Annotated in this window: 7 protein-coding genes; 3 read left to right on the forward strand and 4 right to left on the reverse strand. The window is 66.4% G+C overall.

The genetic code is table 11. The annotated features are described in order from the left end of the window. Nucleotides 1–99: 99 nt before the first annotated feature. Together H0W38_RS09385 and H0W38_RS09390 are read right to left on the reverse strand one after the other, a co-directional pair. Nucleotides 100–930, reverse strand: a complete 831-nt coding sequence (locus H0W38_RS09385) for an FAD binding domain-containing protein (protein ID WP_292453147.1) — start codon at nucleotides 928–930, stop codon at nucleotides 100–102. After that, a complete protein-coding gene (locus H0W38_RS09390; RefSeq protein ID WP_292453150.1) occupies nucleotides 927–3,956 on the reverse strand; it encodes a molybdopterin cofactor-binding domain-containing protein in 3,030 nt (1,009 codons plus the stop codon). Before H0W38_RS09390 ends, H0W38_RS09385 begins: the two co-directional genes overlap by 4 nt. 296 nt (nucleotides 3,957–4,252) lie before the next feature. Between H0W38_RS09390 and H0W38_RS09395 the strand changes: the two genes are divergently transcribed. Next, nucleotides 4,253–5,209, forward strand: coding sequence for a LysR family transcriptional regulator (locus H0W38_RS09395; protein ID WP_292453153.1), 957 nt, complete (start codon nucleotides 4,253–4,255; stop codon nucleotides 5,207–5,209). A gap of 63 nt (nucleotides 5,210–5,272) precedes the next feature. On the opposite strand, the gene H0W38_RS09400 is transcribed toward H0W38_RS09395, so the two are convergent. Then, nucleotides 5,273–5,755 carry an Lrp/AsnC family transcriptional regulator gene (locus H0W38_RS09400; RefSeq protein WP_292453155.1) on the reverse strand — a complete coding sequence of 161 codons (483 nt, stop codon included), beginning with the start codon at nucleotides 5,753–5,755 and terminating at the stop codon, nucleotides 5,273–5,275. 397 nt (nucleotides 5,756–6,152) lie between these two features. On the opposite strand from H0W38_RS09400, the gene H0W38_RS09405 reads away from it, so the two are divergent. Together H0W38_RS09405 and H0W38_RS09410 are read left to right on the forward strand one after the other, a co-directional pair. Continuing rightward, complete coding sequence (locus tag H0W38_RS09405; RefSeq protein ID WP_292453156.1) at nucleotides 6,153–7,163, forward strand: TAXI family TRAP transporter solute-binding subunit; 1,011 nt, start codon at nucleotides 6,153–6,155, stop codon at nucleotides 7,161–7,163. Beyond that, nucleotides 7,160–9,148 (forward strand): TRAP transporter fused permease subunit, encoded by a 1,989-nt coding sequence (locus H0W38_RS09410; protein ID WP_292453158.1) that lies wholly within the window; start codon nucleotides 7,160–7,162, stop codon nucleotides 9,146–9,148. The genes H0W38_RS09405 and H0W38_RS09410 overlap by 4 nt, the downstream gene beginning before the upstream one ends. Before the next feature lie 231 nt (nucleotides 9,149–9,379). Here H0W38_RS09410 and H0W38_RS09415 read toward each other — a convergent pair. Further along, nucleotides 9,380–9,555: transposase domain-containing protein (locus tag H0W38_RS09415; RefSeq protein ID WP_292453159.1), on the reverse strand; the 176-nt coding region annotated here is incomplete at its 5' end.

Raw genomic sequence — 9,555 nt, forward strand, 5'->3', positions numbered from 1 at the left:
GGAAGTCCGACAGCAGCATGCGCGGCGTGCAAGGCGCGGTGCGCGCGGTGCCGTTGAGGTGCAGCCGCACCGTGTGCAGGCTGTCGCGGCCGATCTGTTTCATGCAGGGTTCTCCGTGACACGGGCCAGCATCTGCGCGCCGAGGCGGCGCACCAAGTGGCGGCGGAAGGCGGCGCTGGCGTGTGCGTCGTCCTGCGCCTCCAGTTCCCAGGCGAAGTCGTTGAGAGCGCTTTCGAGCTCGCCGCCGCGCTGGCCGGCCGGCCATTGCGCGAGGCGCGGCCGGTCGGCCACGCCGCCCACCGCGAGGCGTAGGCCGCGCGTGTCGGCCACCGCCGCGACCGAGACGATGGCGAAGTCGCCGTGCCGGGCCGAGAACTCGGTGAAGGCGCTGCGCTGACCAGCAGCGGCCAGCGGGAAGCGGACCTCTTCCAGCAGTTCGTCGGGCGCTCGTGCCGTCATCAACATGCCTTGGAAGAAATCGGCCGCGGCCAGGGTGCGGCGCTTCGACGCGTTGCGCAGCACCACCTCGCCGCCGAGCGCCAGCAGCACCAGCGGAATCTCCGCGCTGGGATCGGCGTGCGCGACCGAGCCGCAGACGGTGCCGCGGTTGCGTATCTGGAAGTGCGAGATAAGCGGGAAGGCCTGCGCTAGCAGCGGCACTTCCTGCGCGAGCGTCTTGCGCCACTCGACGCTGCCTTGCGTGGCCGCTGCACCGACGGCCAGCATGCCGCCCTCGGCGCGCACGTAATCGAGGTCGCCGGTGCGCGAGATGTCGATCAGCGCGCTGGGTTGTGCAAGGCGCATGTTGAGCACGGCCATCAGCGATTGACCGCCGGCCAGGATCCGCGCGTCAGCGCCCAGAGCGCGCAGCTGCTGCACGGCCTCGTCGCCCGTCTCGGCGCGCACGTAGTCAAAGGCGGCGGGCTTCACTTTGCGCCCCCGAAGCGCTGCAGCACTCCGCGCCACCACGAAGTCGGTACCGCCGCTGCGCCTTGGCCGCCAGCCTGCCGGCCGAGCTGTTCGAACAGCTGCTTGAGAACGATCTTGGTCGCGCCTTCGAGCATGCGGCCGCCGACCGCCGCGACTTTGCCCGAAATTTCCGCCTCGTAGTCGTAGCGCAGCAGCGTGCCGCGGTCACTGAGTTCTAGCGATACCAGTCCGCTGCCCTTGGCTGCACCGACGCTCGACAGGCCCGAGCCTGCGAGCCGCAGGCGATGCGGCGCCTCGATCTCGCTCAACGCGACCTCGGCGGCGTAGCGCGCCTTGATCATGCCGACGCCCACCGTGACGTCGGCGCGGTAGCGGTTGGGACCGATCAATTCCAACGCGTTGCAGCCGGGGATGACGCGGGCCAGCGCGACCGGGTCGAGCAGCACCGCGAACACTGCCTCGGGCGTGGCCGGCAGCAGGATCTCGCCCTGCGCCGACAGCGCCTTGCCGCCCTTGGCGCTCTTGGGGCTCTGGCCGGCAGCCACGGCCTTGCAGGTCGACGGCATGGCCGCGGCAGCGCTGCCGCGCGATGGCGCCGGGTCGTCCATGCCGATCAGGTCCATCACGCGCGAGGGCGTCAGCGGCAGCACGATGTCGGCACGCCCCAGCGCGTCGGCCACCGCATTGGCGATGCATGGCGGAGTGCTCATGTTGTTGCCTTCGCCCAAGCCCTTGGCGCCGAGCGGCGTGAAGGGGCTCGGCGTTTCCATGTGGAGGATCACCGGGTCGGGCACTTCGCAGGTGGTCGGCACCAGATAGTCGGCGAAGGTGCCCGACTGGAAGCTGCCGTCGGGGCCGTAACGGAACTCTTCCATCAGCGCCGCGCCCAAGCCCTGCGCGAATCCGCCGCGAATCTGGCCGTCGGCCAGTGCCGAGTTGAGCAAAGTGCCGGCGTCGTGCGTGGTGACATAGCGGTCGATGCGCACGCGGCCGGTGTCGCGGTCGACTTCCACCGCGCAGATGTCGAAGGCAAAGCCGTAGGCAGCGGAGGTGTTGACACGGTCCTGCTCATCGGGCGCGGTCAGCTGCGGCGGCGTCCAGAAAGCGGTCTCGCGCAGGCCGGGGTCGGTGCCCGCGGGCAGCAGGCCCGGCGCCCAGTGCGGGCTGGCGGCAAAGCGGGCGAAGGGGAGGCTGCGCCCGGGTGCTTGCTTGGCGTACACCTTGCCACTGGCGAACACGATGTCGGCCGCCGCGCAGTCCAGCGATGCTGCGGCGATGCCCGCCAGTTTGTCGCGTAGCCGCGTGCAGGCCAGGTGCAGCGTGCCGGCCACCGCGCCGGCAAAGCGGCTGGAATAGTTGCCGGCAGCCACTGACCAGGCGTCTTTTTGCGTGTCGAACTCGACGTTGACAGAGACTTCCGACGGCTCCACGCCGAAGACATCAGCCACCACCTGCGCGCACACCGTGCGATGGCCCTGGCCGGCCGGGGACGAGGCGATCACCGCGGTGAGCCCGCCCAGCGGATCGATGCTCACGGTGGCCGCAGCGATGGCGCCGTTCTTTGGGCCGGCCTTGGCGCGCTGTTCGCGCGGTGTCACGGTGGTGATGTAGCCCATGTTCGATACCGAGGGCTCCACGACGGCCGCAAAGCCGATGCCGTAGAGCCTGCCTTCAGCGCGAGCTGCTTGCTGCCGCTGGCGCAGCTCGGCCAGACCGCCATCGCGCGCTGCCATGGCGAGCGCGCTTTGGTAGTCGCCGGAATCGATCAGTGCGCCGGCTGCGGCGCGGTAGGGGAAGGCATTGCTCGCGATGAAGTTACGGCGGTACACGTCCAGCGGGTCAAGTTCGAGCTCGACCGCAATCCGCTGGACCAACCGTTCGAGTGCGAAGTACACCTGCGGCCCGCCGAAGCCGCGCACCAAGCCGCTCGGCGTCTTGTTCGTGAGCACCACGCGATTGCGCACGCGCAGATGTTCGATGGCGTAGGCGCCGGTCAGGCAGCCGTGCATGCGGTAGAAGGTGGCCGGCTCGGGCGCACGCAGGTAGCCGCCGCAGTCGTCGAATTGGTCGAGCGACAGCGCCATGATGCGGCCGTCGCTCTCGACAGCAGCCTTTGCGTGACACAACCGCCCGGTGGCGGAGGTCGCGGCGGTCAGATGTTCGAGCCGGTCTTCTACCCACTTCACCGGTGCGCCCGCCTTGCGTGCCGCCAGACACATCAGCACGGCTGGCGCCATCACTGCCTGCTTGACTCCGAAACTGCCCCCCGAGTCGGCGAAGGTGCGGTGCCGCAGACGGTTGCCGGGCACCTTGAGCGCCATTGCCATCACCGTGTGCAGTGAGAACGGGCCCATGAAGTTGGATTGAATGTCATAGCCGTCCTGCTCGGACACGAACTCGGCTATGACGACGGCGGTCTCGATCGGCGTGCAGGAATTGCGTGGGTAGTGAATGGTGAGCGCCACGTGGCGCGCCGCTGCGTCGAATGCGGCATCTGGGTCGCCGTAGCAGAAGCTGCGGTCGCTCACCACGTTGCTGCCCACGCGCTCATGCAGCACGGGGGCGCCGTCGGCCGCGGCCGATTCGATGTCGACGACCGCGCGCAGTGGCTTGTAGTCGACCTCGAGGAGTTCGAGCGCGTCCTCTGCGAGGTAGCGGCTCTCGGCTACCACCACAGCGATCGGTTCGCCGACGTAGCGCACCTTGTCTATCGCCAGAGTCCATAGTTCCATGGGCTGCTTGACGCCGACGATGAAGGGCTTGGACCAGCGCTGCACGTCGGCACCCGTCAGCACCGCGCGTACGCCGGGCATCGCTTCGGCGCGTTCCGTGCGCACGGCCAACAGCTTGGCGTGCGCATGCGGCGAGCGCAGCACCGCCGCATGCAGCGTGCCGCTGCGCACGGGCGCATCGTCGCCATAGCGGCCCCGACCGGTGAGAAGCGCGCGGTCTTCTACGCGCTGGGCCGGGCGGCCGAGATGGGGACGCGCGAGCGCGTCGACAACAGGACGCACACTCGCCAGCATGGGGTCACTCAGCATTGATGCCCGCGTTGTTCCCCGGCGCCGCGCAGAGGGTCGCCGACACACGCCGTTGAAGCCCGAGGCGGCGGGCACGGGGGATGGATGTGGCCCAGGATCAGCCGACTCGGAGATATGGCAAACGGCGTGTCCAACGCGGGTGACGAGGGCATGTGAAGCTGTCTCCGGCGATCGGGCGAAAAGGGCCATCCAAGAGGAAAGTCTAAAAATAGCCGCGTATCAGGTCAATTAATATGAAATGATCATCCACATCATTCAATCTGATGACGTACAGGCGCGCGATGGAGTTTCGGCAGATTCAGTATTTCGTCTGTCTCTACGAAGAAGGCTCTGTCACGCGCGCCGCCAAGCGATTAAACATCGTGCAGCCTGCGCTGAGCATGCAGATCGCCAAGCTTGAGAAGGAGATAGGCCAGCAGCTGTTCGTGCGCGGTTCGCAGGGCATGCAACCGACCAGCGAAGCACGGCAGATGTACCGTCTCTTCCTGCCCATCCTCGGCGACTTCTCTCGGGCACGCGAACAGGTCATGCAGACCAACGCTGAACTGAACGGGCAGGTGCGCGTCGGCATGATCGCCACCATTGCGCAGGGCGTTCTGGTGGATGCGCTACTGGAGTTTTCTGCCGCGCACCCGAAGGTTGCTCTCTCAATGACCGATGGTTTCAGCGGCACTCTGACCGATGCCGTGTCGGTCGGACACCTCGACGCGGCCGTCATCAACAAGCCGCGCCGGCCGCTGGCGCTCAACACCCAACCGATTTCCGAAGAAGAGTTGCTCGTCGTCACCGGTCCGCAGCATGCGCGGCTGTCAGAGGCGGTGCCGTTTGCCCATTTAGCGCAACTGAAGTTGGTGTTGCCGACGCGTCAGCATGGTTTGCGCGGCATCCTTGAAAGCTTTGCGCAGGCGGAAGATGTCAGTTTGGCGCCGCTGGTCGAAATCGATTCGATTGGCGCCATCCTGAAGCTCGTACACGAGAGCGACTTCTGTACATTGCTGCCGCGAATTGCGGTACGTCGGCAGTTGGACGTCGAGAGCCTCCATGGCCGTTCTATCCAGTCGCCTCGCGTGACAAGGCACATCGTATGTGTCACGAATCCCCGAAGGCCATTGACTCCGGCGGCGTCAGCCTTCATCGCGGTTCTATCGCGCCACATTCGCAAGTCTGCAAATTTTGAAGGGGACTCTCGGCCATTGAGCCTTCTGCACGAGGCTGCCGAGGCGCGGAGACTTCAATAAGCATTTCGGCTGCATCCGATGGATACCCGCGGGTCCGGTAACCGGCGTGCGGCGCGACGTCTGTCAGACGTGATCGAGTGGGAGCGCTGTGGTGTACTTGATCTGTTCCATCGCAAAGCTCGAACTCACGTCAGTAAGCTCTGCCACCTTGATGAGCTTCTTGTAGAAAACGTCGTAGCCGCCGATATCAGGCACGACGACTCGAAGAAGATAGTCAACATCGCCGCTCATGCGGTAGAACTCGAGCACTTCAGGCAACTGCTTCACGCTACGCGCAAACTTGTCTAGCCAAGGGGCATTGTGCTGACTGGTTTTGATCCCTACGAAGACACTCACCGGCAAGTTGACCTTTGCCGGATCGAGAATGGCGACGTGCTGCTTGATGACGGCCCATTCCCGCAACTGCTGTATGCGACGCCAGCAAGGTGTTGTCGACAAGTTGACGCGCGCCGCAATCTCCTGTACCGGAAGCAAAGCGTCCTCCTGTAACAGTAGGAGGATCTTTTTGTCTATTTGGTCGAGTTTCCGTCTGGAATCTGGTTTCATGACAAATCATCCTCGATGTGGCAGGCCTAACGCACAGATCCGCTCGTGCCTTCAAGCTTCCATCAAGGCCCGCGCGACAGAGTCGTACCGGCGCCCTGCACGCGTTGTCAGCGGCTGCGAGGAGGTTTGCCTAGGCGTCTCTACCAAGCCCGCAACCTGATCCTAGCCATTTGCATAAAGCTGAAAGATTATTCTACTTCCGGCCTGCGGCTGAACGTACTTTAGGACCTTTTTCCCGTGCTGATTCGATAAGCTGACTCAGCACGGACGGCCAGACAGGATTCAGGGATGGCTGGCGAAAAGGAGATTCGAGGGTCAAGAAATCAGCGCACCGCCCCCGTGGCACGCCGCAGGGCCGGAGCGCGAACCGCATGAACTTTCAACCAAGGAGACAAGCATGTTGAACAAGCTTCGGTCCACGCCGCGTCGCTGGGCACTGGCGGTCGCACTATGCTGCGCTGCGGTGCCTGCGCAGGCGCAGCAGCAACCGGTCAACCTGACCATCGGCTCGTTCGCACAGGGCTCGAGTTGGTACGTCTATTCGGTCAATCTCGGCGAGCTGCTTCGAAGCGTGCTGCCGCCCGGCTCGACGGTCGATACGCCGCCGCTGGCCGGCGGCCTGGCCAACCCGAAGCTGGTGGACAGCGGCAAGGCCCAGCTCGCTTTCGGCATGGCGGTGGTCGGTAGCTGGGCGCTGGAAGGCCGCAACTCGTTCAAGGAGCCGCTGCCGGAGTTGCGCGCGCTGGTCGGCGGCTGGGACGAGTACTACCTGGTGCCGATCGCGCGGGGCACTGGCTTTTCCCCCGAGCTTGGCGACTTTTTCAAGACCGTGCGGCCGAAGTCGACGGTCACCCTGCTGCAACGCGGCAGCATCGGCGCCTATGGCGGCCAGCAACTGCTCGACCTGGCCGGCGCCGGCGAGGAGCCGCTCAAGGCCCAGGGCGGCGGCTACGAGTACGGCAGCTACGACATGGTCAAGAACCGCTTCGCCGGGGGCAGCGGCGACGTGTTCGTGCATGTCGCCACGCTCGGCCATCCGAGCATCACAGAGATCGCCCAATCGACGCCCGTGACCTTCCTGGAGCCGTCGAAGGCCACGCTCGACGAGATCTCCAAGCGCTACGGCTGGGAAACGCGCGTCTTGCCCAAGGGCACCTTCCCCGGCCAGGACAAGGAGGTGTTGTTGCCGGCGACGACGACGACGCTGTTCGCGAGCACGGCCCTGGCGAACGACCTCGCCTACCTGATCACGAAGACGATCTGCGAGCGCACCGACAAGCTGCGCACCGCGCACAAGGCGCTCGCCGAATTCGACTGCGCCCGCGGCGCTTGGAAGCGCGAGGTCAACGGCTTGCCTCTGCATGCCGGCGCCGAGCGCTATTACCGTGAACGCGGCTGGCTGAAGTGAGCAGCGAAGCGCCGCACTCGGGGGGCGGCGACATGCCGCCGCGCGACTCGCAAGCGACCGAGTCGAGCCGGCTCGTGCTGCGCCGGTGGTCCGACCTGGGCCAGCCGGTCATGCTGATCGCGCTGGCCTGGACGGTGGCGCAGATCGCCTTCGTCTTGCAGCCGTCGATTGACACGCTGACGCAGCGTGCCTTGCACGTCGGCTTCGCGCTGGCGCTGGCGTTCGCGATGTTCGGGCTGGCGGCGCCGGCGCTCTCACCGCGCCGCCTCGGCTGGCTGCTGGTCGGGCTGGTCGCGTTCGCGCCGGCGGCCTACATCGCCTTCAACGCCGCGTACCTGATGGAGGTGCGCGTGCAGGGGCTCGATGCGGTCGAGCCGGCCGAGTACGTGCTCGGGCTGCTGCTGCTGGTTGCCTTGTTCGAGGCCGGGCGGCGCGTGCTCGGGCTCGGCCTGGCGCTGTTCGCGGCGCTGTTCGTCGTCTATTTCTTTGTCGGACCTTTCCTGCCCGGCGATCTGGCGCACCGCTACAGCGGTCTGGAGCGCTTCATTGACATCGAGTTCCTCTCGCTGCACGGCATCTTCGGCGTGCCGGTCGGCGTGTCGGTCTCGACGGTGTTTTATTTCATCCTGTTCGCCGCGGTGTACGACGTCTACGGCGGCGGCAAGATGATCATCGACATCGCCTTCGCGATCACCGGGCGCGCCACGGGCGGCCCGGCCAAGGCCTCGGTGGTGGCCTCGGGTCTGCTCGGCAGCGTGTCGGGCAGCGCGGTCGCCAACGTGATGAGCACCGGCATCTTCACGATCCCGCTGATGAAGCGCGTCGGCTATTCGCCGCGCTTCGCCGGCGCCGTCGAAGCGGCCGCCTCGACCGGCGGGCAACTGGTGCCGCCGGTGATGGGTGCGGCCGCCTTCATCATGGCCGACTTCCTGCAGGTGCCGTACCAGACCATCGTGCTGGCCGCGATCTTGCCCTCGGTCGTCTATTTCCTCGCGTTGCTGCTGATGGTCGACCTGAAGGCGCGCTGCGAAGGCCTGCAGCCGTCGGACGCGCTCATGGGCGAGCGCATCGGCACGGTGCTCGCTGCGCGCGGCCACCTGCTCCTTCCGCTGGCCTGGCTGATCTACCGCGTCGTCGCCGGCCACCCGGTCGAGAATGCGGCGCTTGAGGCCTGTGCTGCGACGATCGCTGTCGGCAGCCTGCGCAGCGGCACGCGGCGTGGCTTGATGGGCATCGTCGAAGCAATGATCGTTTCGGCCGAACGCACGATCAGCGTCGCGCTGCCGTGCGCGGTGGCCGGCATCGTCGTCGCGGTGATCGCGTTCACCGGACTGGGCACCAAGTTCACTGGCCTGATGATCTGGCTGGCCGGCGGCAGCCTGCCGGTGCTGCTGGGGCTGACCATGCTCGCCAGCCTCGTGCTCGGCACCGGCATGCCGACCACTTCGGCGTACATCATGGCCGCGGTGCTGCTGGCGCCGGCGCTGATCGCCGTCGGCACTGAGCCCCTGGCGGCGCATTTCTTCATTTTCTACTTCGCGATTTTGTCGATGGTCACGCCGCCGGTGGCATTGGCGGCGTACGCGGCGGCATCGGTCAGCCGCGCGTCGCCGGCGGCCACCGGCTGGAGCGCGTTCATGCTGTGCGTGCCGGGCTTTCTGATCCCGTTCACCGCCATCGTCCATCCTGGGTTGCTGCTGCTCGGCGACTTACAGGACACCGCGTGGGGCCTGCTCAGCGTGCTGCTCGGTTTCTCGGCCATCAGCTTCGCACTGATCGGCTGGCTGTTGCGCCCGATGGGGGCCGGCTGGCGCGTCTACTTCACGCTGGTCGGGCTTTTGAGCTTGCTGCCCGACGCCGGCTCGACGGCCGCCTGCGTCGTGCTGTTCGGTGTGGGAATCGGCAACCAATGGCTGGGCGCGCGGCGCGACCGTGCAGCGGGCACGACCGCTGCTGAGCCGCGGCCGTCGGCGCGCCGCACCTGAGCGACGGACCGGGGGTGGTCGACGAGGACGTGACATGCAGGACTTCGCCTAAGAAGTCGAGTGAGCCGTCGGGACGCGCTTCCGGTCGGACCGGCGACTTGGTGGTGATTGCCGGCGCGAGGTCTCGACGGCTTCATCCGATCGACCACTGTTGGCTTCGAAGGTAACCAGCAGCCGCTCGAATGTAAGCGGTCATTTGACCGCGCCCTTGCGCCGATGGCGGTCTGCTGATCAGCGGCCGGCCAGTGGTATGCGCCAGGGCAGCAAGGCCTCGAAGTCTTCGACGTTCCTGGCCTTGGGCAGTTCGATGAGCAGCGCCTTGAGGTACTGGTAGCCGTCGATGCCGTTGGCCCGGCAGGTCTGCAGCAGCGAGTACAGGTTCGCGCTGGCGTTCGCGCCGGCCACGG

It is taken from the genome of Methylibium sp., assembly GCF_013817365.1.
In the GTDB taxonomy this organism is placed as follows: domain Bacteria; phylum Pseudomonadota; class Gammaproteobacteria; order Burkholderiales; family Burkholderiaceae_C; genus Methylibium.

What these genes read in the sequence shown, in the direction of transcription:
- H0W38_RS09390 (WP_292453150.1), bottom strand. Translation starts at nt 3,956, where the DNA reads ATGCTGGCGAGTGTGCGTCCTGTTGTCGACGCGCTCGCGCGTCCCCAT.
- H0W38_RS09400 (WP_292453155.1), bottom strand. Translation starts at nt 5,755, where the DNA reads ATGAAACCAGATTCCAGACGGAAACTCGACCAAATAGACAAAAAGATC.
- H0W38_RS09405 (WP_292453156.1), top strand. Translation starts at nt 6,153, where the DNA reads ATGTTGAACAAGCTTCGGTCCACGCCGCGTCGCTGGGCACTGGCGGTC.
- H0W38_RS09395 (WP_292453153.1), top strand. Translation starts at nt 4,253, where the DNA reads ATGGAGTTTCGGCAGATTCAGTATTTCGTCTGTCTCTACGAAGAAGGC.